This window comes from Mesorhizobium sp. C399B (genome assembly GCF_030323185.1).
GTDB lineage: Bacteria > Pseudomonadota > Alphaproteobacteria > Rhizobiales > Rhizobiaceae > Mesorhizobium.
On record NZ_CP100472.1, the window covers coordinates 3,714,739 to 3,740,279 of the forward strand.

Consider the following 25,541-nt stretch of genomic DNA (forward strand, 5'->3'; position numbering starts at 1 on the left):
TTTATTTCAGTTAGATGACAAACGAGTTTCCGCCAAGGCGATTGCAACGGTTTGACGCGGCGCGGCTCAGCACAGGTCAACGAAGAGGCGTTTCCGGCGACACGTTGATGGTCGGCATCCCTCGCACTCGGCCTCTCGGGTCTACCCATCCGCTTCGTCAATCCTGGGTCAAACACCCAGGCGGTTTGCCTCGTGCAAAAGGCCGGCACACATCCTATATCAGGCCAACAATCCCTTCTTGCGGCCCGCAATTCCGTGGCCCAGCCATTTCGAGGCAAGATATGAGCGAAGCACAGACGCAAATCCCAGTGACCGTTCTCACCGGCTATCTCGGCGCCGGCAAGACGACGCTGCTCAACCGCATCCTGTCGGAAAACCATGGCAAGCGTTATGCCGTCATCGTCAATGAATTCGGCGAGATCGGCATCGACAATGATTTGATCGTGGAATCCGACGAGGAAATCTACGAAATGAACAATGGCTGCGTCTGCTGCACGGTGCGCGGCGACCTGATCCGCGTCGTCGAAGGCCTGATGCGCCGTCCCGGCCGCTTCGACGCCATCGTCGTCGAGACCACCGGCCTCGCCGATCCTGTGCCGGTGGCGCAGACCTTCTTCATGGACGACGACGTGCGCTCCAAGACCAAACTCGACGCTGTCGTGGCCCTGGTCGACGCCAAGCACCTGCCGCTCAGGTTGAAGGATTCCAAGGAAGCCGAGGACCAGATCGCCTTCGCCGATGTTGTCGTGCTGAACAAGACCGATCTGGTGACGCCCGAAGAGCTGGCCAAGGTCGAAGCCACCATCCGCGCCATCAACCCGGCGGCCAGGATCCACCGCACCACGCGCGCCGGCGTGGCGCTGTCGGAAGTGCTCGACCGCGGCGCCTTCGACCTGTCGCGCGCATTGGAAAACGATCCGCATTTTCTCGAGGCGCACGATCATGATCACGACCACCATGATCACGACCACGATCACCACGACCATGATCACGACCATCATCATCACGATCACGCGCATCCCTCCGACATCCATGACGTGACCGTGCAGTCGGTGTCGCTGCGCGGCGGCGAGATGGACCCGAAGAAATTCTTCCCGTGGATCGAGAAGATCACTCAGATGGAAGGTCCCAACATCCTGCGGCTGAAAGGCATCATCGCGCTCGAGGGCGACGACGAGCGCTATGTCATCCAGGGCGTGCACATGATCATCGAAGGCGACCACCAGCGCGCCTGGAAAGACGGCGAAAAGCATGAGAGCCGGCTGGTGTTCATCGGCCGCGAGCTTGACGCCGAACGGCTGAAGAAGAGCTTTGACGCCTGCCAGGCGGCTTGATTTCCGGACTCTATGGCGCTAGCGCTGCCCGCTCTTCCTTCTCCCCTTGTGGGAGTAGGTGGCCTCGCGAAGCGAGGTCGGATGAGGGGTGCTCCAGCTCGGCACCGACGGCGATCCGTTCAACACCCCTCATCCGTCTCGGCGCTGCGCGCCGATCCACCTTCTCCCACAAGGGGAGAAGGTTGACGCCAGGCCTGGCCGCCTCAGTGGCTTCCCGGGAGTGGTGACAGCTTCATTGGAATGGTCCTGATGCCCACAGTTGCTCCCCTCGACCTGGAAGGTCACTGCCTTGCCGCCGTCTTCCTCGACAACGTGCCGCATTTTGCGCTGGCCGATGGGACAGTTCATAGGCTCGACAACGGCCACAAGGCAATTCAGGCCAATGACGGCCTGCTCTCCACGTTCCATGACGCCGCCAACGACCGCCTGATCACCGGCGGCGAGGACGGCAAGATTTTTGCTGTCACCGCAGGTGGCACCGTCGGCGAATTGGCGAGCGCCGGCAAGAAGTGGATCACCAGCGTCGCCGCCGGGCCGCAAGGCGCTATCGCCTATGCCACAGGCAAGACTGCCTTCGTGCGCTTTGCCGACGGCAAGACCAAAGAGTTTGCCCATCCGCGTTCGGTCGAGGGGCTGGCCTTCTCCCCCAAGGGCATACGCTTCGGCGTCGCCCGCTACAATGGCGCGACGCTGCATTTCCCGGCCGCCGAGGGCAAGCCGGTGGAGCTGGAATGGGCCGGTGCCCATACCGGCGTCACCTTCTCGCCGGATGGCGCCTTCCTCGTCACCACCATGCAGGAAAACGCGCTGCATGGCTGGAAGCTCGCCGACGGCAAGCACATGCGCATGACCGGCTATCCCGGCAAGGTCAAAAGCCTGTCGTGGAGCGTGAAGGGCAAATGGCTGGCGAGTTCCGGCGCGCCGGCGGCGATCGTCTGGCCGTTTTCGGGCAAGGACGGCCCGATGGGCAAGGCGCCGCTGGAGCTCGGCACGCGCGGCAACGCCATGGTGACATCGGTTGCCTGCCATCCGAGCCAGGATGTCGTCGCCGTCGGCTATGATGACGGCATGGTCATGGCGGTGCGCTTTACCGATGCCAAAGAGGTGCTGTTGCGCCGCCCGGGCAAGGGCGCCATCACCGCGATGATGTGGGATAAGGAAGAGCGCCGGGTCGCCTTCGGCAGTGCCGCCGGCGACTGCGGCGTCATCGATATCTCGGCGTGACCTATTCGGCTCCGCACGACACCTTGCCGGTCAATTCTTTCGGCTTGCCGTCCTGTTCCGTGTCGGCGGCGTTGTCGTAGACGGCAAGCGTGTACCGGCCGTCATAGACGCCCTCGTCACTGGTCTTGGTCAGGATCGTCAGTTCGACAGAGTTGAATTTATCTCCGAGCTGATGCTCGTGGTAGACGTTCAGCCGCAACTCCTTGTCGTCCAGCCAGTACTGGGTGAGGTCGGAATCCTCGAAGACGGTCTTGCGCAGACTGTCGCCTTCCGGCCGGCCAAGTATCTCGAGATCGCCGCGAAAATTGAAGGTCGGGCCGCCCATACCTCTGGTGACCCCGGCGCCGACCTCGAATTGCACCGCTTTGTCATCGACGGAACACCAGACGCCGCCCGATGCGGAAGCCGCAGCGGCCGACAAGAGTAGCGCAATAGCGCAGATGATCGTCCGCATTTTTCTCCCCAAACCACAGACCCGATCGCATTGGCGCCCGACTGCGCCGGAAGGTCAAGTCTGCCGAACTTGCTGCTGACCCAATGCAGGGCACCAACACGGCCAATTGCGGTTGCCGTCGCCAATTGGGTAGTGTGCCGGCCGAGAGGGATTTCATGTACAGCACGAACAGTTCAAAGGCGTCCATTGGCGGTATCAGCCGTGACCGCATCGCTGCATTGCGGACAAGCGAGGCGAACACCTTCCGCAAGGCGCGGCCGAAATCGCAGGCCAAGGTCGGTAACGGCCTGCCAGGCTTCTTCGGCGGTGTGCCGATGCACTGGATGAACGACTGGCCGACGCCATTCCCGATCCTGGTCGAAAGCGCCAAGGGCGCCGCCATCACGGATATCGACGGCAACAGGCTGGACGATTTCTGCCTCGGCGACACCGGTTCGATGTTCGGCCATTCGCCGCCGCCGGTGGCGCGCGCCATCCGCCGCCAAGCCGGGCGCGGCCTGACCTATATGCTGCCTTCGGAAGATGCGCTGGCCATCGGGCCGCTGCTCACTCAGCGTTTCGGTCTGCCGTTCTGGCAGATCGCCACCACCGCCACCGACGCCAACCGCTTCGCGCTGCGCGTCGCCCGCGCCGTCACCGGCCGCGAAAAGATACTGGTCTTCAACGGCTGCTATCACGGCTCGGTCGACGAGACGATGGTCCGGATGGTCGACGGCAAGCCCGTGAATCGGCCGGGGCTGGCGGGTGAGTTTCGCGACCTGACCAGGACGGCGAAGGTCATCGAATTCAACGATGTTGCTGCACTGGAAGCGGCGCTCGCCGACCACGATGTCGCCTGCGTCATCGCCGAGCCGGTGCTGACAAATTCCTGCATGGTGCTGCCCGATCCGGGTTTTCACGACGCCTTGCGCAAACTGACGCGCGCGGCCGGAACGCTGCTGCTGATAGACGAGACGCACACGATTTCGACTGGACCCGGCGGCTACACCAGGAAATTCGGGCTGCAGCCCGACCTGTTCGTGCTGGGCAAGCCGATCGCCGGCGGCGTGCCGGCAAGCGTGTGGGGCATGAGCGACGAGGTCGCCTCGCGCTATGCCGACTACAATCGAACCAAGGAGCCGGGCTATTCCGGCATGGGCACGACGCTGTCGGCGAACCCGCTGCAGTTCGCAGCCATGCGCGCAACGCTCGAAGAGGTGATGACGCAGGAGAATTATGCCCGGATGGATCGCCTCGCCCTGCGGCTCGATGCCGGGCTGACCGGCGTCATCGATCGCTACAATCTGCCCTGGCATGTCGCCCGCGTCGGCGCCCGCGTCGAGTTCATCTGCGCCCCTGGCCCGCTCAGGAACGGCGCCGAAGCCGAGACTGCCCATGCGCCGGAGCTTGAGGCGGCTATCCATGTCGCGCTGGTCAACCAGGGCGTGCTGATCGCGCCCTTTCACAACATGATGCTGATCTCACCGGCCACCACCGGCGCCCAGGTCAACCGGCTGATCACCGCCTTCGCCACGGTTGCGGCAAGGCTGACGGCATGAGACAAGCTGCCAAGCCAAACTCGAGTACACTAATCATGACTTCACCTTCGGGCTCGACGCCCGCCGAGGCGCAAGCCTTTCTCGACGCCCATCCCGAAATCGAAGCCTTCGATATCGTCTTGACCGACGCCAACGGGGTCGGCCGCGGCAAGATCGTGCGCCGGCATGAGCTGAAAAGCATCTTCGAGGGCGGCCGCCACATGCCGATCTCGATCCTCGGCCTCGACATCACCGGCGAGGATGTGCACGAAACCGGGCTGATCTGGACGACCGGCGATGGCGATCTCAGGGCATGGCCAATCCCCGGCACGCTGGTGCCGCTTTACGGCACGAACCCGCCGCGCGGCCAGTTGCTGATGGCGATGTACCATCTCGAGGGACAGCCTATGTCGTCGGACCCGCGCTTGGCGCTGGCCAGGCAGGTCGACATCTTGGCGGCCAAGGGCCTCTATCCCGCCGGCGCCTTCGAACTCGAATTTTTCCTGCTTGCCAATGAGCGTGACGCCGACGGCAAGGTAAAGCCGGCGGACGCCGTGCTCGACGGCCGCCGCTCGGCCAAGACGGAAGTCTATTCCGTCGACCATCTGCACGGCATGGAGCCGCTGTTTTCCGACATCTATGCCGCGGCCAAGGCGCAAGGCATTCCGGCCGAAACGGTGATTTCCGAATACGCGCCCGGCCAGTACGAGCTGACGCTGAACTATCGCAAGGATGTCATGCGGGCGGCCGACGACCTCGTCATGTTGAAGCGGCTGGTGCGGGCGCAGGCGCGCCGCCATGGTGTCACCGCCTGCTTCATGGCCAAGCCGATCGAAAAATATGCCGGCTCCGGCATGCATTTCCATGTTTCGTTGCAGGACAAGAACGGCCGCAACGTTTTTGCCGAGGCTGGCGGCGAAAGCTGGTCGCTGCCGCTGCTGCAGGGGCTCGGCGGGCTGATCCAGACCATGGCCGAATCGATGCTGGTGTTTGCGCCGCACGCCAATTCCTGGCGGCGCTTCGTCTCGCAGTCCTATGCGCCGGTGGCGCCGACCTGGGGCGTCAACAACCGTTCGGTGGCGCTGCGCATCCCGGCGGGCGACGCCAAGAACCGGCGCATCGAGCACCGGCCGTCGGGTGTCGACGCCAATCCCTACCTGATCGCGGCAACGGTGCTGGCTGGCATCATCAAGGGTCTGGATGAAGGCCTCGACCCCGGCCCCGAAACCACTGGGAATGGCTATGAAGCCGCCATCACGCGCACGACCATGCCGGTCGACTGGCGCGCTGCGATCGAGGCGGCGCGGGCATCGAGCTTCCTGAAAGAGGCGCTTGGCGAGGATCTGCATCGCACCTTCGTGGCGATCAAGCAGTCGGAGTATCTGCGCGTCGCCCGCACCGTCAGCGAGCTAGATTATCACCTCTACCTCCACGAGGTCTGAGAGACCGCCTGAACTCGGGCAGTCGTCCTGCTAGCCCGACGATCAGGCGGCGATTACTTTTTCGCCGCCTGCATCAAATGAGGTGGCGCTGCAGCCGTCAAGAACATATCATGAACGGATGAGCGCACCCACCGTCCGTGAAAAGCTGGCAATCCTGTCTGACGCCGCCAAATACGACGCCTCCTGTGCTTCGTCCGGCTCGGCGAAGAAGGATTCGCTCCAATCCGGCGGTATCGGCTCCACAGAAGGCATGGGCATCTGCCATTCCTACGCGCCGGATGGCCGCTGCATTTCGCTCCTGAAAATCCTGCTCACCAATTTCTGCATTTACGATTGCAGCTACTGCATCAACCGCTCGTCATCGAATGTGCGCCGCGCCCGCTTTAGCATCGACGAGGTGGTGAAGCTGACCATGGACTTTTATCGGCGCAACTACATCGAAGGCCTGTTCCTGTCCTCCGGCGTCATCCGTTCGCCCGACGAGACCATGGCCGAAATGGTGGAAGTGGCGCGGCGGCTGCGGCTGGACGAAAAATTCTCCGGCTATATTCATCTGAAGACCATTCCGGAAAGCTCGGCCGAACTGGTCGAGCAGGCCGGGCTCTACGCCGACCGGCTGTCTATCAATGTCGAACTGCCGACCGATGAGGGCGTGAAGAAACTAGCGCCGGAGAAGAAGCCGCAAACGATCCGGCTTTCCATGGCGAACCTGCGCCGGAAGATGGAGGAAAAGGCCGAGCCGACGTTGCGGACCAAGAAGCGCGAACGCTTTGCGCCCGGAGGTCAGTCGACGCAGATGATCGTCGGCGCCGACAAGACATCCGACGACGGTATCTTGCACTCCAGTGCGCGGCTCTATGGCAGCTACCATCTGCGGCGCGTCTATTACTCCGCCTTCAGCCCGATCCCGGATTCGTCATCGTCGCTGCCGCTCCAGAAACCGCCGCTGATGCGCGAGCACCGGCTCTATCAGGCCGACTGGCTGATGCGCTTCTACGGCTTTTCGCAGCCGGAAATCCTCGCCGGCAGCAGCGACGGCATGCTCGATCTCGCCATTGACCCCAAGCTCGCCTGGGCTTTGCGCAATCGGGCGAGGTTTCCCGTCGACATCAACCGCGCCGATCGGGAAGCGCTGCTGCGGGTTCCGGGTCTGGGCACCAAGGTGGTGGCGAAGATCCTTGAAACCCGCCGCCACCGACGTATGCGGCTGGAAGATGTCGGACGGATCTGCCATTCGATCGCCAAGCTGAGGCCCTTCATCATCGCCGAAGGCTGGTCGCCGGGCGGACTCACCGACAAGACAGGCCTGCGCGATACGATCGTAAAGTCCTGCGAACAACTGTCGCTGTTTTGACCATGCAGCCGGCCCAGCTCGACCTTGCCCGATACACTGTCCGGCTAGCGAGCCAGACCGATTTCGCCGGTTGGCGCGATGCGGCACGGCGTCTGACGCTGAATGAGGTCCGGCCTGAGGATATTAGTTGGGGTGTCGGGTCCGACGCCAATGATCCTCGAGATGCCTTGCCGGCGGTGCCAGAGGGCGCGCAGCTTACCGTCCCGCGCGAGTTCATCGCCCATGCCGAAACCGCCTTCTGCCACTCCGACCCCGGCCGGTTTGCCTTTCTCTACTGGATGCTTTGGCGCCTGCGCACCGAGCCGAAACTGCTGGCGATCGCATCCGATCCCGACACCAGGCGGCTCGAAGCCATGGAAAAGGCGGTGCGGCGCGACGGCCATAAGATGCATGCCTTCGTACGCTTCCGGAAGATCGGCGACGGCGAGAACGAGCGCTACGTCGCCTGGTTCGAGCCGGAGCATTTCATTGTCGAGCGCAACGCGGATTTCTTCGTCCGGCGGTTCACCGGCATGCGCTGGACCATCCTGACGCCCTATGCCTCCGCCGACTGGAACGGCGAAAGGCTGGCGATCGGGCCGGGTGCGGCCAAGGGCGATGCACCCGATCAGGACGACACCGAGGCGTTGTGGCTGACCTATTTCGAAAACATCTTCAACCCGGCGCGGCTCAAGGTGAAGGCGATGCAGAAGGAGATGCCGAAGAAATATTGGCGGAACCTTCCCGAGGCCTCGCTCATTCCAGATCTGATCGCAGGAGCGGACGAGGCCGCCAGGGATATGATTGCCAGACTGCCGACAATGCCGGCGCCGCACCACGCCAAGCTGCAGGCGAAACATTGGCCGAAGCGCGAGCCGGCCGAGGCGCCGGACGATGACGCCAACACCATTTCCGAGCTACGCGAAGCCGCGAAAGGCTGCCGCCGCTGCCCGTTGTGGCGCGACGCGACACAGACCGTGTTCGGCGAGGGGCCGGATGACGCCAAAGTGGTCTTCGTCGGCGAACAACCTGGCGATCAGGAAGATCTCGCCGGCAAACCTTTTATCGGGCCAGCGGGCAAAGTGTTCGATGCAATTCTCGATGACGCAGGCGTCGACCGGCAAAAAGTCTACGTCACCAACGCCGTCAAGCACTTCAAGTTCGAGCCGCGCGGCAAGCGCCGCATCCACTCGAAGCCAAATACCGGCGAAGTCCAGGCCTGCCGCTGGTGGATCGGCCGGGAGCTTGAGCTGATCAAGCCGGACCTCGCCGTGGCGCTTGGGGCAACGGCGGCGTTGTCGCTGCTGGGCAAGGCCATTGCCGTGACGAAAATGCGCGGCCAGGTGATCGAGCGCGAGGACGGTTTGCGCGTGTTCATCACCATCCACCCCTCCTTCATCCTGCGTATTCATGAGCCGGCGGACAAGGAGGCAGAGCGCGAGCGGTTTCTCAGGGATATGAGAGAGGTGAAGCGGCTTATGGGGTCGTGAGATGAGCGAAAGCCTCAGCGACATCGCCATCCGCGGGCGGAGCAAGGAGTGAAGCGACGCAGCGCAGACCCGAGGATGCATGCCGCGACGTTTGCACGCTGCTACGGTGCAGAATTCTGCTCCGCTGCGCTCGATGGCTAACATTACGGAATGGACCCCAGGGTCTTCGCGACGGAGCTTCGCTCCTGCTTCGCCCAGGGATGACGAAGCTGAGTGGCTTCAGCCAATCACCTACGGTCGTGTATCCAAGGTTGGAAACTTCGGCCGCCACGGCCGAATTAACTGATCAGGATTGCCCTCAGATCGTTCACATTCGTACCCGTCGGCCCCGGCACGAACAGATCGCCGATCGCGTTGAACGCCGTCCAGGCATTGTTGCCGGCCAGCATCGCCTTGGCGTCGACGCCGGCGGCACGCATGCGCGAGACAGTCGAGCCATCGGCAAAGGCGCCGGCATTGTCTTCCGAGCCATCGATGCCGTCGGTATCGGCGGCCAGTGCATGAATACCTCCCGCGCCGCTGATGCCGATGGCGAAGGCAAGCAGGAATTCCGAGTTGCGGCCGCCCTTGCCCCTTTTTCCGTCAACAGGGGCCCGCAAGGTCACGGTCGTCTCGCCTCCGGACAGGATCAGCACCGGCTTTTTGAACGGCCGGTTGCGCGTCGCCACTTCGCGCGCAATGGCTGCATGCACGCCACCGACCTCGCGCGCCTCGCCCTCGATGGAATCGGAGAGGATGACGGCTTCGATGCCCTGCCGTTTTGCCTCAGCGGCTGCCGCTTCCAGCGACACGCCAGCCGAGGCGATCAGGTGCACTTCATTGCGTGAAAAGCGCTGGTCATCCGGATCTGGCGCATCGGCCTCTGGCGAGTTGATGTGCGCCATGACGGCGTCGGGCAGCTTCATGCCATAGGCCGCTATCGAGGCCAGCGCATCGGCGCGGTTGCCGGAGTCGGGCACGGTCGGGCCGGAGGCCACCAGGGCCGGGTTGTCGCCGGGAATGTCAGAGACAACCAGTGATACCAGTTTGGCCGGCCAGGCGGCAGCTGCCAGCCGGCCGCCCTTGATGGTCGAGAGATGCTTGCGGATGGTGTTCATGGCCGCGATCGGCGCGCCGGAGGCGAGCAGCGCCTCGTTGACGGCGATTTCGTCGGCGAGCGTCAGGCCAGCGGCAGGCGACGGCAGCAGCGCCGATCCTCCGCCCGATATCAGCGCCACTACCAGGTCGTCCGCAGTCAGCCCTTGCACCTTTTCGAGCAGGCGCCGCGACGCCTCAAGACCGGCAGCGTCCGGTACCGGATGTGCCGCCTCGATGATTTCGATGCGCTCGCATCTGGCGCCATAGCCGTAGCGGGTGACGACCAGCCCTTCGATTGGGCCATTCCACACCTTCTCGAACGCGGCCGCCATCTGCGCCGAGCCCTTGCCGGCGCCAATGACAATGGTACGGCCCTTGGGCCTGGCCGGCAGATGATCCCTGATGGTCCGTTCAGGATCGGCAGCGGCAACAGCGGCATTGAAGATCGAGATGAGAAAGGGTTTTGGGTCGAGCACGGTTATCCTTGGCCGTAACTGGCGGTTTTCAAACTGAGCAAACGTTGGCGCTGCCCCTCTCCCTTATCCTTTCCCCGTGAAAGACGGGGAGAGCGGGCTTGTCCCTTCTCCCCGTCACTATAGGGGGAGAAGGTGCCGGCAGGCGGATGAGGGGCAGCGGTAGCGTCACGATTTATCTTCCGGCGGCAGCGCCAATTGTGTCCGATCAACGCCGAGATGATCGCACAGTGCATCGACGACGACGCCGTGGTCCTGGCGTTCCGGCAGGCCGGAGACGGCGATGACGCCGATGACGCCGGCACCCTTTACAGTCACCGGAAACCCGCCGCCGGCCAGTACGTAATCAGCAATATCCAGCCCCTCGCCGACCTTGAAGGTGCGGTCCGGTCGCTGCTGTTCCAGCACCAGACGATAGGTGCTCCTGAGGTAGCGCTTGACCACATTGATCTTGCGTCGTGCCCAGTCGGGGTTGGAGGCGTTTGAACCGGGCATCGCGGCATAAAACAGCGGCCGATCCCACAGCCTGATATCGACAATGATGGGCAGCTTTTCGGCCAGCGCCCGCTCGCGGATCGCCGCGCCGACCTTGAAGGCGACGGCCTCGTCGAAGGCCGGGAAGACCAGCGTCTCTTCCTGTTTCTGGATCAGAGCGATGTCGTCCGCGGCGGCCATTTTGTTCTCCGAAATCGTCACAAATCGTGTGTACGACAAGCTCCGCCCGGTCAAGGTCTCGTCGCGGTGGTGGTCTTGCCCCGCCAGGGTCGCCCCCCACTCCATCGAGCTTCTCTCGACACCTCTCCCCCGATCGACAGGGTAGAGGAAGGGCTCCAAGCTGTCCGAACCGGCGCCCGTCCTCCGAAGCAAAGGCTCCCTTCCTCTCCCTCCGGAGGGGGGAGAGGTGGCGCCGCGAAGCGGCGACGGAGTGGGGGAACCACTTGGCAACCAGGCGCAATCATCATCTTGTCCCGCGCGGATGATGGGTCCTACCCCACGATCATATCGATCTTGGCCGGCCGCCCCGCGACATAGACCTCGCGCACGGCACGGTCGTCGCCCAGCGTCTGCAGCAGGAACAGCTCCTCCGCCAGCGTCTCCACAGTCTCCATCCTCAGCCGCATCGCCGGCGTGGCGCGGGCGTCGAGCACGGTGATGTCGGCATCGGTGCCTTCATCCAGCGTGCCGACCTTGTCCGCCATAGACAGCGCCTCGGCATTGCCACGTGTTAATTGCCAGAAGGACTGGAACGGGTTCAGCTTTTCGCCAGTCAGCGCGATCACCTTGTAGCCCTCGTCCATGGTGCGCAGCATCGAATAGTTGGTGCCGCCGCCGACATCGCTGGCCGCGGCGATGCGCAGCGGCTTGTCGCGGCGCCGAAAGCGCTGGTAATCGAACAGGCCGGAGCCGAGGAACAGGTTCGAGGTCGGGCAGAACACCGCCACCGAGCCGCTGTCCGACAGCGCATCGGCCTCGCGTTCCGAGAGATGGATGCAGTGGCCGAACAGGCTCTTTGGCCCCAGCAGGCCATACTGCTCGTAGACATCGGTGTAGTCGCGCGCCTGCGGATAGAGTTTTTGCGTGAAGGCGATTTCGGCGTGGTTTTCCGACAGATGCGTCTGCATGTGTAGATCGGGATGCTCGCGGCAGAGCGTGCCGGCCATCTCCAACTGCTCGGGCGAGGAGGTGATGGCGAAGCGCGGTGTGATCGCATAAAGCTGGCGGCCCTTGCCGTGCCATTCCGCAATCAGTGCCTTGGTATCGTCATAGCCGGATTGCGGCGTGTCGAGCACGCCTGCCGGCGCGTTTCGATCCATCATCACCTTGCCGGCAATGTTGAGCATGCCGCGCGCATGCGATTCGGCAAAGAACGCTTCGGCAGACGCCTTGTGCACCGAGCAGTAGACGGCGACCGTCGTCGTGCCGTGGCGCACCATCTCGTCCAGGAACAGCCGGGCGATGCGGCGGCCATGCTGAGCGTTGGCGAATTTGGTCTCTTCGGGAAAGGTGTAGGTGTTCAGCCAGTCGAGCAGTTCGGCGCCGTAGGAGGCAATGACCTGCATCTGCGGAAAATGCGCATGCGCATCGATGAAGCCGGGCAGCAGCAGATGCGGCCGATGATCGATCTTTTTCGCACCGTCGCCCGCTTGCTTTTCGACTTCCGTGTAGCTGCCTGCGGCAACGATCCGGCCATCGCGGATCAGCAGGCCGCCATCCTCCTCATAGCGCCAGGCGGCATGGTCGTCGATGGCTTCGGGCCAGCGCAAAAAACTCAGGGTGCGGCCGCGCAGAAGTGTGGAGGTCATCCCTATTTCCCTGCGCCTTCGAACCAGGCGACCAGCAGCGCCCGTTCCTTGTCGCTGATCTGGGTGACGTTGGCGGGCGGCATGGCGTGGCTGCGCCCGGCCTGCAAATAGATTTCACGCGCATGCTCGGCAATGCCGGCGTCGGTGTCGAGCATCACGCCCTTCGGCGCATGGTAGATGCCTTCATAGACCGGCTCGGCCGTATGGCACATCGAGCAGCGGCCAAGCACGGTGTCGCGCACCGCCGGGAAATGCGACGAGGCGATATAGACTTCGGCCGCGGCGGATGCCTTGGGCTCGCCGGTCAGTATTTTCGGCGCTGTCGACAGCCACATGATGATGACGAACAGCACCGCAGCCGCCATCCAGGTCCAGTGCGGGTTGCCGGCACGCTTATGCACGGTGTTGAAATAGTGCCGGATCAAGACGCCGATGATGAACACCAGCGAGGCGATGACCCAGTTGAACTCCGTCGCAAACGCCAGCGGATAGTGGTTCGACAGCATCAGGAACAGCACGGGCAGCGTCAGGTAATTGTTGTGCAGCGAGCGCTGCTTGGCGATTTTGCCGTATTTCGGGTCGGGCTTGCGGCCGGCAATCAGGTCGGCGACGACGATCTTCTGGTTTGGAATAATCACCATGAAGACATTGGCCGACATGATCGTGGCGGTGATGGCGCCCAGATGCAGGAAAGCGGCGCGGCCGGTGAACAGATGCGTCAGACCCCAGGCGATGAACACCAGCACGCCATAGAGCACCAGCATCAGTCCGGTGTCACTTTTGCCGAGCGGCGACCGGCAGAGCAGATCGTAGACTACCCAGCCGACGCCGATGGTGGCCATCGACAAAAGGATGCCGACCGGCACCGACATCGGCAGCACATTGGGGTCGATCAGGAACAAATCGGCGCCGGCATAGTAGACCACGCACAGCATGGCGAAGCCGGACAGCCAGGTGGCGTAGGATTCCCACTTGAACCAGGTCAGGTGTTCCGGCATTTCGGCCGGCGCCACCAGATATTTCTGGACGTGGTAGAAGCCGCCGCCATGCACCTGCCATTCCTCGCCGAATGCGCCGGCCGGCATGCCGGGGCGCTGGCGCAGCCCAAGGTCGAGCGCGACGAAATAGAAGGACGAGCCGATCCAGGCGATGCCGGTGACGACGTGCAGCCAGCGCACGGCGAAACTCAGCCAGTCCCAGAAAATCGCGAAATCCATCATGTGAAATCGTCCCTGCCGATCGGCTGACTTTACGGTGTGGGGCGCAAACGAAAAGAGGCGAGGTGTACGATGACTTTCAAAAAAAAATGGAAAATACTAGGCTGACCACGTACGCCGCCAAATAAAGAGCCACGAATGGCCTATCTCGACAACATCGCCGTCTTCGTCCGCGTCGTCGAGCTTGGCAATCTCTCGGCGGCGGGCCGCGACATGCGCATTTCGCCGGCGGTCGCCTCCAACCGCATCAAGGAGCTGGAAAAACACCTCGGCGTGCGGCTGTTCAACCGCACCACACGGCAATTAATGCCGACGGAGCATGGCACGGTGTTCTACTCCGGCGCCAAGCAGGTGCTGGAGGCGATCACCGAGGCGGAAGCCGCGGTCTCGGCTCTTTCCGGCCAGCCGCGCGGCACCATCAAGGTGACCGCACCGCTCGGCCTTGGACGGCGGCTCGTGGCGTCGGGCATTCCGGATTTCCACGACAAATACCCCGATATCGAGGTGCGGCTGAGGCTCTCCGACCACAATATCGACATCATGAAGGAAGGCATCGACGTCGCCTTCAAGCTCGGCATCATCGAGGATTCCAGCCTGCGGATGCGCGGCATCATGGAATGTGAACGCGTGCTGGTGGCGGCACCGAAATATCTCGAAGCGCGCGGCGAGCCGGTGGAGCCACAGGAGCTGATCGGCAAGAAGCACGACTGCCTGATGCTGCGCTATTCCGGGGCGCGCGAATATGTCTGGACGCTGCAGACGCCGTCCGGCCCGCAGAAATTCGAGGTGCACGGCCCCTACGACACCGACGATGGCGATGTGCTGACCGGCTGGGCGCTGTCGGGCCGCGGCATCATCAACAAGCCGCGCTTCGAGGTCGAACCCTTCATCCGCGACCGGCGGCTGCAGGTCATCCTGGCCAGCACGCCGCCAACGCCGGTGCAGTTCGCCGCCGTCTATCCGCACAAGAAGCTGCAGGATCCAAAGGTGCGGCTGTTGCTCGACTTCATGGCCGAGCGTTGCCAGCGGCTGATCAAGGATTTGCTGGCCGGCAAGTGAGGGGCTGTTGGCCCAGTCGCCAGGGTTGTCTTACAAGCAGGTGACCTTAGGTTCGCATACGCCGCCCTATGATCGATGGTCCCATGCCGACTGACCAGCAAGCCACAATGCATCTTGCCGTTTCGCTCAACATTACTTCCGGGCAGCCGCTCGGGTTCAGCGACCTGGCCGGTTTTGCCAAGCAAGCGGAAGCGGCGGGGCTGGACATGATTGTCCTCGATGATTCCGCGCCGAACAGCGCCGGGTCGAGTTCTTTCGAAGCGACGACCTTGCTGGCGGCGCTGGCGACGGTGACAAGTCGGATCGGCCTTGTCGCTGCAGCCTCGACGGTGGCTCACCAGCCGTACAATCTGGCGCGCCGTCTTGCTTCGCTCGACATCATCAGCCATGGCCGCGCCGGCTGGCACGCGACCATGGCGCAGGCGCCACGGGAAGCCGCCAATTTCAGCCGGCCGGATGGATTTTCCGACGATGTGTTCCGCCGCCGCACGCAGGAATACATCGGCATCGTTCAGCGCCTGTGGCAGGGCTGGGATGCCGACGCGCTGCTGTTCGACAAGATCGGCGGCCGCTTCCACGATCCCGAAAAAATGCACCTGCTCGACCACAAGGGCGAATTTTTCTCCGTGCGCGGGCCGCTGAACGTCGCGCGCTCGCCGCAGGATACGCCGGTGCTGGTGCTGTCCGGCCTGTCCGAGGCCGACCTGGATATGGCCGCCCGCACTGCCGATGTCGTCCTGCTGGACAGACCCACAAAGGACCCCAAGGCGCGCCATGACGATCTCAAGCGCCGCGTTGTGGCCTGCGGACGCGATCCGGGTGCGGTCAAGCTGCTGCTGAACGTTGGCGCAGATGTCGCTGCCAACGCGCTCGAAACATGGTTCAGCTCGCAAAGCTGCGACGGGTTCAACATCGCAATACCGCCTGCGGCGATTGACGGTTTCATCGGCCGCGTGCTGCCGGAATTGCAGCGCCGCGGCCTCGTCCGCCCGGATTATCCCGGCACCACCTTGCGCTCTCATCTCAGACTTGCCGGAGGAGCGCAATGACCCGCCAGATGAAGCTTGGCGCCTTCCTGTGGGCGACGGGCCACCACATCGCCGCCTGGCGTCACCCCAAGGCGCATGTTACTGCAGGCATCGACATCGATCATTACATCCGGCTGGCGCGCACGGCGGAAGCGGCGAAGTTCGACATGGTGTTCTGCGAGGACGCCGCCGGTCTGCGCGAAGCCAATATCGGCATCGCCAGCCAGACCTCACGCTCGATCGGCTTCGAGCCGATCAGCCTGCTGTCCGCGCTCGCCGTGCAGACCAGCGGCATCGGCCTCGTTTCGACGGCGTCGACCAGCTACAACGAGCCCTACGGTCTGGCGCGCACCTTTCTGTCGCTCGATCATCTGAGTGGTGGCCGGGCTGGCTGGAACCTGGTGACGTCGGCCAGCCCCATCGAAGCCGCCAATTTCGGCGCGATGGGCCTGAAACCCCATGCCGACCGCTACGAGCGGGCGCGCGAATTCGCCGAGGTGGTATCAGGACTTTGGCAAGGCAGTGGCTTTCACGGTCACAACGGCCAGAGCTTTTCGGTGCGCGACCCGCTCGACCTGCCGCGCTCGCCGCAGGGCGCGCCGGTGATGGTGCAGGCCGGCGCCTCGGATGTCGGCCGCGACCTTGCCGCCCGCACCGCCGACGTGGTGTTCACGGCGGCGCAGACCCTCGAGGAAGCCAAGGCCTTTTACGACGACCTCAAGGGCCGTATGGCGGCCTATGGGCGGGAACCCGACGACATCAAGATCATGCCCGGCGTCTCCCCGGTGGTGGCAGACACCGAGGCCGAAGCGCGGGAGAAACAGGAGGAATTGCAGGCGCTGATCCCCGACGATGTCGGCGTGGCGCTGCTGTCCAGCTATCTCAGCATCTCCGATCTCGGGACCTATCCGATCGACGGACCGATGCCCGAACTGCCGGAGACCGAGGGCATGAAAAGCCGCCAGGCGCTGGTCATCCAACAATCGCGCCGCGACGGCCTGTCGATCCGCCAGCTTGCGCGCCATTTCGCCGGCGCACGTGGCCATTGGCGTATCGTCGGCACGCCGGCGCAGATCGCTGACGAATTGCAGGCGCGGTTCGAGGGCGGCGGCGCGGACGGCTTCAACGTCATGCCGTCATACTTCCCCGGCGAGCTCGATGCCTTTGCCACGCTGGTGGTGCCGGAACTGCAGCGGCGCGGACTGTTCCGTCGGGAATACGAAGGCAGCACCTTGCGAGATCATCTCGGCCTGAAGCGGCCTGCTTAGCCGCGCCGAAGCTTAGCCGGCCATCATCTTGTGCTGGACTTCATGGTCGGCATTCGGCGCGGTGTTGTGAACGACCAGTGCCGTCATGATCTCGGCTGCCGCGAGCGCCGCGATCACCGGCGGGCGCTTGTCCCTGACGGCGTCGCCGCCGATCGGGGAGACGAGGCGGGCCAACTCAGCCTCCGTGCCATCCGCCGATTTCAGGAACCAGTTCCTGAACGTCGCTCTCTTGGTTTTCGAGCCGATCATGCCGACATAGGCCGCGTCGTCGCGCTTCAGCGCCTCGGCGACGATGAGGAAATCCAGCGCATGGTCGTGGGTTAGGATGGCGAAGGCGGTGCCGGCGGGAGCGTTTCGCACCTCGGCCTCGGGCATCGGCGTCAGCCGCCTCTCGACCGTCTCCGGCATGTCTTCCAGCGCTTCGGCCCGCGTCTCAATGACGACGCCATGCACGGGAAGAAGTGCTACCGTCGCGGCCAGCGCCTGGCCGACATGGCCGCCGCCGAACATATAGACATGCGGCAGGTGGGCTTCCTCGGCTTCTGCGGCCGCGATCAGCTCGGCAGTAAGCGCGGCATCGACGATACGGATCAAGACTTCGACGCGCCCGCCGCAGCACTGGCCGATCTCGGGGCCTAGCGGCACGTCAAGCGTGGCGCAGACTTCGTCGAAGCTGATGCGGGCTTCTTTACCCTCCCCCTTGTGGGGAGGGTCGGTGAGCGGACGCCGCGTGGCGGCGTCCGCGAAACGGGGTGGCTTGGCACGATCGTCCGCACCCCCACCCCGGCCGGCTTCGCCGGCCGACCCTCCCCACAAGGGGGAGGGTGAAGACCCCACCATCTGCCTCGCCTTGTCGATCGCCATGTACTCGAGCTGACCGCCGCCGATCGTGCCAAAAATCGCCGCCTGCGATACGAGCATGAAGGCGCCCTTCTCGCGCGGAGTCGAGCCTTTGGTGCCGGCCACTTCGACCAGAGCAAGCCGGCCGGCGCTGGCGAGAAAAGCTCTGAGGCTTTGCACTTTCGAGTTCATATTTCGCATTCCCGTACGGGAAATATAGAGTTTTTCAGTCTGAATTGCACGTTTTGCCAGAATCCAGGTCAGAGTCAGGCGCTATTCTCGGCTTCACCCTTCAACCGTTCGATCGCCATCAGCACCCGTTCTGGTGTTGCAGGAGCGTCGAGACGCGGACAGACCTTATGATCGGCCACACTTGCCACCGCGTCCGACAGCGCATGCAGCACAGACATGCCGAGCGGGAAGGGCGGTTCGCCGACCGCCTTGGAACGGTGCACCGTCGGCTCGTTGGCCTCCGGCCAGTCGGCCAGCGTGACGTTGAATATCTTCGGCCGGTCGGACGCGAGCGGGATCTTGTAGGTCGACGGCGCATGCGTGCGCAGCCGGCCCTTGTCGTCCCACCACAGCTCCTCCGTCGTCAGCCAGCCCATGCCCTGGATGAAGCCGCCCTCGATCTGGCCGAGATCGATGGCGCGGTTCAGCGAGCGGCCGGTTTCATGCAATATGTCGGTGCGCTCGACGACATATTCGCCGGTCAGCGTGTCGACCGAGACTTCCGAGCACGAGGCGCCATAGGCGAAATAATAGAACGGACGGCCCTCGCCCTTGTCACGGTTCCAGTGGATTTTCGGCGTCTTGTAAAAACCCGCCGCCGACAGTTGGATGCGGGCCATATAGGCCTGCTTGACAAGGTCGGTGAAGGCGATCTCCTGGTTGCCGATGCGCACCCGGTTGGGCAGGAAAAGCACCTGCTCGCGCGGCACCTGGTATTTTTCGGCGGCGAAGTCGGTCAGCCGTTCCTTGATCTGGCGGGCGCCGTTCTGCGCCGCCATGCCGTTGAGGTCGGTGCCGGACGACGCCGCGGTGGCCGAAGTGTTGGGCACCTTGCCGGTGGTCGTCGCGGTGATCTTGACCTGGTCGAGGTCGATCTGGAACTCTTCCGCCACCACCTGCGCCACCTTGACGTAGAGGCCTTGCCCCATCTCGGTGCCGCCGTGATTCAGATGCACCGAACCGTCGGTATAGACATGCACCAGCGCGCCGGCCTGGTTGTAGTGGGTGGCCGTGAAAGAGATGCCGAATTTGACCGGCGTCAGCGCCAGGCCGCGCTTGATGAAGCGGCTGTTGGCGTTGAAGGCCTGGATGATGCGGCGGCGCCCCGCATAGTCGGCGCTCGCCTCCAGCTCGGCGACGATGCGGTGGATGATGTTGTCCTCGACCGTCTGGTGATACGGGGTGACGTTGCGGCCCCCGTCTTTATCACCACTGGTGCCATAAAAATTCTGCTTGCGGATTTCGAGCGGGTCCTTGCCGACGGCAAAGGCAACCTCGTCGATGACGCGTTCGGCGCCGACCATGCCTTGCGGGCCGCCGAAGCCGCGAAACGCCGTGTTCGACACGGTGTTGGTGTAAAGCGGCGCCGATTGCGCATGCACCGCCGGCCAGAAATAGGTGTTGTCGCAATGGAACAGCGCGCGGTCGGTGACCGGGCCGGACAGGTCCGATGAAAAGCCGCAACGCGCCGCGAACATGAAGTCGACGCCAAGAATGTTGCCGGCGTCGTCGAAACCTACTTCGTAGTCGACGAGGAAGTCATGGCGCTTGCCGGTGGCAATCATGTCGTCGTCACGGTCGGGCCGGATCTTGACCGCGCGATGGTGTTTCTTGGCGGCGATCGCAGCCAATGCCGCAAACTGGTTGCCTTGCGTCTCCTTCCCGCCGAAGCCGCCACCCATGCGGCGGATTTCCACTGTGATGGCGTTGCTCGGCACGCCCAGCGCATGGCTGACCATATGCTGGACTTCGCTCGGATGCTGGGTCGAGGAATAGATGGTGACGTCCTGGTCCTCGCCAGGAATGGCCACTGCGATATGGCCTTCGAGATAGAAATGCTCTTGGCCGCCGATGCGCATCTTGCCCTTCAGCCGGCGCGGCGCCGCCTTGATCGCGGCAGCGGCATCGCCACGCTTCAGCGTGAGCGGCGGCGTGACCAGCTTGTCCTTGCGGGGGTCGAGATCGCCAATGTCGGTGACGAAAGGCAATGGACTGTATTCGACCTTGGCCAGCCGGGTGGCGCGGCGCGCCTGTTCGCGCGTCTTGGCAATAACGCAGAAGATCGGCTGACCATAAAACTGGACCTTGTCGTCGGCCAGCACCGGCTCGTCGTGTCGACCGGTCGGCGAAATGTCATTTTCGCCCGGAACGTCCTTGGCCGTCAGCACATCGACGACGCCCGGCGCCGCGCGCACCGCCGACAGATCCATTTTGCTGACCGTCGCATGCGTCGCCGTGGACAGGCCGAGGCAGCCATGCAGCATGCCCGCCGGTTCCGGCATATCGTCGATATAGACCGCGCTGCCGCTGACATGCTTGTGCGCGGAATCGTGGCGCTGGTCGGCGGCGACGCCACCGGAAATCTTCTGCGCCTTGAGATCTGGAGAGGCGTGCTTGTTCATCAGGCCGCCTCGTTGCGTGACACCTGGAACGGCGCCTTGCTGCCGCTGGTTTCGGCAAAAAAGCGCAGCAGCAGGTTCCTGGCCGCCAGCGCCCGGTATTCGGCCGATGCCCGCATATCGGTCAGCGGGGTGAAATCGCCGGCATATTCAGCCATGGCCGCTTCCACCGTTGTCTCCGTCCACGGCTTGCCGAGCAGCGCTTTTTCGACACCGAAAGCCCGCTTCGGGGTGGCCGCCATGCCGCCATAGGCGATGCATATATCGGCCACGGTTCCGTCCTTGGCCAAGTCGAGGAAAAAGGCGCCAAGGGCTGCGGTGATGTCCTCGTCGCGGCGCTTGGTGATCTTGTAGACGGCAAACTTCGTGCCCTTGGCCGGCACGGGAACGTGCACGGCCTCGACGAATTCGCCTGGCTGCCGGTCCTGCTTGCCATAGGCGATGAAGAAATCCTCGAGCGCGATGGTGCGCCGCTTCTTGCCGCGGCGCAGCGTCAGTTGCGCACCAAGCGCGATCAGGGGCGGCGGCGTGTCGCCGATCGGCGAGCCATTGGCGATGTTGCCGCCGATGGTGCCCATGTTTCGTACCTGTTCGCCGCCGATGCGGTCGAACAATGGCCCGAGCGCGGGGATGCGCTTGGCCAGTGTCGCGAAGGCGTCGGTGTAGGTGACGCCGGCTCCGATGGTGATGACGTCATTGTCTTCGGAGATCGCGCACAGCCCCTCGAGATTGCCGATGAAGACTACCGGTGAGATGTCGCGCATGTGCTTGGTGACCCACAGGCCGACGTCGGTCGAGCCGGCGACAACAGTGGCGTCGGGTTCCTTATCCAGTACAGCGGCGAAATCATCGGCGTTGGCCGGGACGACCAACCTCAGCTTGCCGGCGCCGATTTCGACGCGGGCACCGTCATGCATAGCCTCGAGCCTGGCGGTGATCGCCTTGCGCTCGGCCGCCAGCGGATCCTTCGCCGCCTTGCCGTAACTGGAGATGGCACGCGCGGCGCGCATGATTGCCTCATAGCCGGTGCAGCGGCAAAGATTGCCTTGCAAGGCCTTCTCGATCGCCGCATTCGACGGGTCCGGCGACTTCATCCACAAGCCGTAGAGCGACATAACGAAGCCCGGCGTGCAGAAGCCGCATTGCGAAGCGTGGAAATCGACCATCGCCTGCTGCACCGGATGCAATTGGCCAGGCGCGCCGCGCAGATGCTCGACGGTGACGACATGGGTGCCGTCGAGCGAACCGAGGAAACGGATGCAGGCGTTGACGCTTTCATAAACCAGCTTGCCGGCGGACAATTTTCCGACCAGGACCGTGCAGGCGCCGCAATCGCCCTCGGCGCAGCCTTCCTTGGTGCCGCGCAGCGAGCGGTCGAGCCGCAGCCAGTCGATCAAGGTCGCGTCGGGCGCCACCGACGACAGCGCGACATCCCTGCCATTGAGGATGAAGCGGATCTCGTTGCGTATGGTGATCTTGGCCATGCGTCAGCTCCCCCTGTAGGTCGAGTAGCCATAAGGAGAGATAAGCAACGGCACGTGATAATGCACGGATTCCGCCATGCCGAAGCGGATCGGCACACTGTCGAGGAAGGCCGGTTCCGGCAGTTTGGTGCCCTGGCCGCGTAGATAGTCACCGGCGGCGAACACCAGTTCGTATTCGCCGAGGCGGAATTCCGCTCCTGCCAGCAGCGGCGCATCGCAGCGGCCGTCGGCATTTGTGACGACGGTCTTCAAATGTATCCGCGCGTCGCTCTCAAGATGATAAAGCGCGATCGACAGGCCCGCCGCCGGCTTGCCGGTCGCGGTGTCGAGCACATGCGTCGTCAGACGTCCGCCATCGGCTTTCGACGTTTCTGCCACTGGCGCCTCCCATTTCCGATACAGCCGAACAAAGCAGTGAATTGTGCGCCAATTAAAGGCGATGCATAAGTCCCGGTCGAGCGGAGTGGCACAAAAACACTTTCAAAAATTTCGGGGGAATGCGCGAGCAACCCTTTCGACTATCCTGATCATAACTTCCGGCAGCGTCCGGCGGGGAGGGGCAATGCGTTACTCTAGAGACATGCGCGGCTACGGAGCCAATCCGCCGGATCCGAAATGGCCGGGCGGTGCGCATGTGGCCGTCCAATTCGTCGTCAACTACGAGGAAGGCGGCGAGAACTGCGTGCTGCACGGCGACAAGGCCTCGGAAGCCTTCCTGTCGGAAATCGTCGGCGCCGCGCCCTGGGTCGGCCAGCGCCACTGGAACATGGAATCGATCTACGAATATGGCGCGCGGGCAGGCTTCTGGCGGCTGCTGCGCCTGTTCAGCGAGGCGCAAGTGCCGGTGACCTGCTACGGGGTCGCCTCAGCATTAGCCCGGTCGCCCGACCAGGTGGCGGCGATGCAGGAGGCCGGCTGGGAAATGGCCTCGCACGGCCTGAAATGGATCGACTACCGCGACCACAGCGCCGAGGACGAGCGCCGCGACCTCGAAGCGGCGATCAAGCTGCACTACGAGGTGACGGGCCAACGGCCGACCGGCTGGTACACCGGCCGCACCTCGGTCAATACGGTGCGGTTGGTGGCCGAAGAGGGCGGCTTCGACTATGTGTCGGACACTTATGACGACGAACTGCCCTACTGGTTCGAGCACAGCGGCGGCGCGCAACTCGTCATCCCCTACACGCTCGATGCCAACGACATGCGTTTCGCCACGCCGCAGGGATTCAATTCCGGCTACCAGTTCTTCGCCTATTTGAAGGACAGTTTCGACACGCTCTATGCCGAGGGCAAAGCGGGCCGGCCGCGGATGATGAATATCGGCCTGCATTGCCGCCTCGTCGGACGTCCCGGGCGGGTGGCGGCGCTGAAGCGCTTCGTCGACTATGTCAGATCGCACGACAAGGTCTGGCTGGCACGGCGCATCGATATCGCCAGGCACTGGCAGGAGAACCACCCCTACCAGCCGGCGGCGCTCAAGCCGTCGAAGATGGCGTTCGAGACCTTCGTCGACACTTTCGGCGGCGTGTTCGAACATTCGCCCTGGATCGCCGAACGTGCCTATGAGCTGGAGCTTGGGCCGGCGCATGACAGCGCCGGCGGCCTGCACAATGCGCTCTGCCGCGTCTTCCGCGCCGCCAGCGAAACCGAGCGGATCGGCGTCCTCAACGCTCATCCCGATCTCGCTGGCAAACTGGCCGAAGCGAGACGCCTCACTGCGGAATCCACACGCGAGCAGGCCTCCGCCGGCCTCGACGCGCTGACCGACAAGGAGCGCGAGCTGTTTTCCAAGCTCAACGCCGCTTACGTCACCACCTTCGGCTTTCCCTTCATCATCGCGGTGCGGGGCAAGACCAAGGAGGAGATCCTCGCCGAGTTCGAGGCGCGCATCGGCAACAGCCGTGGCGTAGAACTCGATACCGCCTGCAAACAGGTCGAGCGCATCGCGCTGCTCCGCCTGAAAGACATGCTCCCGCTCTAATGAAATGACTGAGGGGTCAGGACCCAATGGATATGATCAAGACTGACCAGAAAACCTATTATGCACCGCATGGCGGCCATCCCGGCCAAACTGAGCTTTTGACCGGCCGCGCCGTCTTCACCGAGGCCTATGCCGTCATACCGAAGGGAGTGATGCAGGACATCGTCACCAGCCCACTGCCGTTCTGGGACGAGACCAGGGCCTGGATCATCGCCAGGCCGCTTTCGGGTTTCGCCGAGACATTTTCGCAGTACATCGTCGAGGTCCTGCCCGGCGGCGGCAGCGACCGGCCCGAGCCGGACGCCGGCGCCGAGGGCGTGCTGTTCGTGGTCGAGGGCGAGTTGACCGTTTCGCTGGCCGGCAAGAAGCACTTGCTTCAAGCCGGCGGTTTTGCCTTCCTGCCGCCGGCCAGCGGCTGGACGGTGCGCAACGAAGGTCGCGACGCCGTACGCTTCCACTGGATCAGGAAGGCCTATGAGGCCGTCGACGGCATCGGCGCGCCGGAAGCCCTGTTCAGCAGTGACCAGCAAGTGGCGCCGACGCCGATGCCCGGCACCGAGGGCCGCTGGGCGACGACCCGTTTCGTCGATCCGGCCGACATGCGCCACGACATGCATGTCACCATCGTCACGCTCGAGCCCGGCGCCGTCATCCCGTTTGCCGAGACGCATGTCATGGAGCACGGGCTCTATGTCTTGGAAGGCAAGGCGGTCTACCGCCTCAACCAGGACTGGGTCGAGGTCGAGGCCGGCGACTTCATGTGGCTGCGCGCCTTCTGCCCGCAGGCCTGCTACGCGGGCGGCCCAGGCAAATTCCGCTATCTCCTTTACAAGGACGTCAACCGGCACGCCAAGCTCGGCGGGGCGGGCATTGGCGGTCGCGCGCGGTGACCCGCATCACAGCGCGGCCGCTGACCCGCGAAAGCTTTGCCGGCTTCGGCGATGTCATCGACATGGGCGGCGGCAATCACTACCCGATCAATGGCGGCAAGACCGAGCGCTACCACAATCTCGCCACCGCTGAAGCCGCGGGACCGAATGCCCGCGTGCTGATCTCGATGGCGCGCGGCACGCCTTACGACCTGCCGCTGAAGCTGAGCATGGTCGAGCGCCATCCCTTGGGCAGCCAGGCGTTCATCCCGCTGTCGCCGCGGCCTTTCCTGGTCGTCGTCTGCCATGACGGCAAGGACGGTCCGGGCGAGCCGCACGCCTTCATCACCGCACCCGGGCAAGGCGTCAACTATCCGCGCAATCTCTGGCACGGCGTGCTGACGCCGCTCGGCGAAGCGCAGGATTTCGTCATCGTCGACCGCGGCGGTGACGGCTCCAACCTCGAAGAGTTCCATTTCTCGCACCCCTACGAAATCCATCTCCCCAACGAGACCTGA

21 protein-coding genes are annotated in these 25,541 nt (G+C 63.7%); 12 read left to right on the forward strand and 9 right to left on the reverse strand.

Annotated features, from left to right (window positions below; translation table 11 throughout):
• Nucleotides 1–281: 281 nt before the first annotated feature.
• Together NLY36_RS17920 and NLY36_RS17925 are read left to right on the forward strand one after the other, a co-directional pair.
• Nucleotides 282–1,334, forward strand: a complete 1,053-nt coding sequence (locus NLY36_RS17920; RefSeq protein WP_023695947.1) for a CobW family GTP-binding protein — start codon at nt 282–284, stop codon at nt 1,332–1,334.
• 249 nt (nt 1,335–1,583) lie between these two features.
• Nucleotides 1,584–2,558: a WD40 repeat domain-containing protein gene (locus NLY36_RS17925; RefSeq protein WP_023689246.1), complete on the forward strand. Its 975-nt coding sequence runs from the start codon at nt 1,584–1,586 to the stop codon at nt 2,556–2,558.
• Nucleotide 2,559: 1 nt separating this feature from the next.
• Here NLY36_RS17925 and NLY36_RS17930 read toward each other — a convergent pair whose 3' ends face one another.
• Nucleotides 2,560–3,012 carry a hypothetical protein gene (locus NLY36_RS17930; RefSeq protein ID WP_023683507.1) on the reverse strand — a complete coding sequence of 151 codons (453 nt, stop codon included), beginning with the start codon at nt 3,010–3,012 and terminating at the stop codon, nt 2,560–2,562.
• 155 nt (nt 3,013–3,167) lie between these two features.
• Between NLY36_RS17930 and NLY36_RS17935 the strand changes: the two genes are divergently transcribed.
• The 4 genes from NLY36_RS17935 to NLY36_RS17950 all read left to right on the forward strand — a co-directional run bounded on the left by NLY36_RS17935 (nt 3,168) and on the right by NLY36_RS17950 (nt 8,794).
• Nucleotides 3,168–4,550 carry an aspartate aminotransferase family protein gene (locus NLY36_RS17935; RefSeq protein WP_023695948.1) on the forward strand — a complete coding sequence of 461 codons (1,383 nt, stop codon included), beginning with the start codon at nt 3,168–3,170 and terminating at the stop codon, nt 4,548–4,550.
• A gap of 35 nt (nt 4,551–4,585) precedes the next feature.
• Entirely contained in the window at nt 4,586–5,971 is a 1,386-nt protein-coding gene (locus NLY36_RS17940) for a glutamine synthetase family protein (RefSeq protein ID WP_023695949.1), read from the forward strand.
• Between the two features lie 118 nt (nt 5,972–6,089).
• Nucleotides 6,090–7,325, forward strand: a complete 1,236-nt coding sequence (locus tag NLY36_RS17945; protein WP_023683504.1) for a putative DNA modification/repair radical SAM protein — start codon at nt 6,090–6,092, stop codon at nt 7,323–7,325.
• Between the two features lie 2 nt (nt 7,326–7,327).
• A complete protein-coding gene (locus tag NLY36_RS17950) occupies nt 7,328–8,794 on the forward strand; it encodes a UdgX family uracil-DNA binding protein (RefSeq protein WP_023695950.1) in 1,467 nt (488 codons plus the stop codon).
• 278 nt (nt 8,795–9,072) lie between these two features.
• On the opposite strand, the gene NLY36_RS17955 is transcribed toward NLY36_RS17950, so the two are convergent.
• From NLY36_RS17955 to NLY36_RS17970, 4 genes are all read right to left on the reverse strand, one after another.
• Nucleotides 9,073–10,353, reverse strand: a complete 1,281-nt coding sequence (locus NLY36_RS17955) for a glycerate kinase type-2 family protein (RefSeq protein ID WP_023695951.1) — start codon at nt 10,351–10,353, stop codon at nt 9,073–9,075.
• Nucleotides 10,354–10,512: 159 nt separating this feature from the next.
• Nucleotides 10,513–11,019: a heme-degrading domain-containing protein gene (locus NLY36_RS17960; RefSeq protein ID WP_023695952.1), complete on the reverse strand. Its 507-nt coding sequence runs from the start codon at nt 11,017–11,019 to the stop codon at nt 10,513–10,515.
• A gap of 311 nt (nt 11,020–11,330) precedes the next feature.
• Nucleotides 11,331–12,647, reverse strand: coding sequence for a guanine deaminase (gene guaD, locus NLY36_RS17965; RefSeq protein WP_023695953.1), 1,317 nt, complete (start codon nt 12,645–12,647; stop codon nt 11,331–11,333).
• Between the two features lie 2 nt (nt 12,648–12,649).
• Nucleotides 12,650–13,867 (reverse strand): urate hydroxylase PuuD, encoded by a 1,218-nt coding sequence (locus NLY36_RS17970; RefSeq protein WP_023695954.1) that lies wholly within the window; start codon nt 13,865–13,867, stop codon nt 12,650–12,652.
• Nucleotides 13,868–14,002: 135 nt separating this feature from the next.
• On the opposite strand from NLY36_RS17970, the gene NLY36_RS17975 reads away from it, so the two are divergent.
• The 3 genes from NLY36_RS17975 to NLY36_RS17985 all read left to right on the forward strand — a co-directional run bounded on the left by NLY36_RS17975 (nt 14,003) and on the right by NLY36_RS17985 (nt 17,219).
• Entirely contained in the window at nt 14,003–14,923 is a 921-nt protein-coding gene (locus NLY36_RS17975) for a LysR family transcriptional regulator (RefSeq protein WP_023671373.1), read from the forward strand.
• Nucleotides 14,924–15,030: 107 nt separating this feature from the next.
• Complete coding sequence (locus NLY36_RS17980; RefSeq protein ID WP_023695955.1) at nt 15,031–15,972, forward strand: LLM class flavin-dependent oxidoreductase; 942 nt, start codon at nt 15,031–15,033, stop codon at nt 15,970–15,972.
• A complete protein-coding gene (locus NLY36_RS17985; protein WP_023695956.1) occupies nt 15,969–17,219 on the forward strand; it encodes an LLM class flavin-dependent oxidoreductase in 1,251 nt (416 codons plus the stop codon). The genes NLY36_RS17980 and NLY36_RS17985 overlap by 4 nt, the downstream gene beginning before the upstream one ends.
• 12 nt (nt 17,220–17,231) lie before the next feature.
• On the opposite strand, the gene xdhC is transcribed toward NLY36_RS17985, so the two are convergent.
• From xdhC to uraH, 4 genes are all read right to left on the reverse strand, one after another.
• On the reverse strand, nt 17,232–18,251 hold the full coding sequence (xdhC, locus tag NLY36_RS17990) for a xanthine dehydrogenase accessory protein XdhC (RefSeq protein ID WP_286461279.1): 1,020 nt from the start codon (nt 18,249–18,251) through the stop codon (nt 17,232–17,234).
• A gap of 74 nt (nt 18,252–18,325) precedes the next feature.
• A complete protein-coding gene (xdhB, locus tag NLY36_RS17995; protein WP_023695957.1) occupies nt 18,326–20,692 on the reverse strand; it encodes a xanthine dehydrogenase molybdopterin binding subunit in 2,367 nt (788 codons plus the stop codon).
• Entirely contained in the window at nt 20,692–22,173 is a 1,482-nt protein-coding gene (xdhA, locus tag NLY36_RS18000; protein WP_023695958.1) for a xanthine dehydrogenase small subunit, read from the reverse strand. Before xdhA ends, xdhB begins: the two co-directional genes overlap by 1 nt.
• Nucleotides 22,174–22,176: 3 nt before the next feature.
• Nucleotides 22,177–22,551 carry a hydroxyisourate hydrolase gene (gene uraH / locus NLY36_RS18005; protein ID WP_023694734.1) on the reverse strand — a complete coding sequence of 125 codons (375 nt, stop codon included), beginning with the start codon at nt 22,549–22,551 and terminating at the stop codon, nt 22,177–22,179.
• Nucleotides 22,552–22,735: 184 nt separating this feature from the next.
• On the opposite strand from uraH, the gene puuE reads away from it, so the two are divergent.
• From puuE to NLY36_RS18020, 3 genes are read left to right on the forward strand one after another with little or no spacing between them, the layout of a single operon-like run.
• Complete coding sequence (gene puuE / locus NLY36_RS18010) at nt 22,736–24,154, forward strand: allantoinase PuuE (RefSeq protein WP_023695959.1); 1,419 nt, start codon at nt 22,736–22,738, stop codon at nt 24,152–24,154.
• Nucleotides 24,155–24,186: 32 nt separating this feature from the next.
• Nucleotides 24,187–25,044: a bifunctional allantoicase/(S)-ureidoglycine aminohydrolase gene (locus NLY36_RS18015; RefSeq protein WP_444848972.1), complete on the forward strand. Its 858-nt coding sequence runs from the start codon at nt 24,187–24,189 to the stop codon at nt 25,042–25,044.
• A complete protein-coding gene (locus NLY36_RS18020; RefSeq protein WP_023695961.1) occupies nt 25,041–25,541 on the forward strand; it encodes an ureidoglycolate lyase in 501 nt (166 codons plus the stop codon). Before NLY36_RS18015 ends, NLY36_RS18020 begins: the two co-directional genes overlap by 4 nt.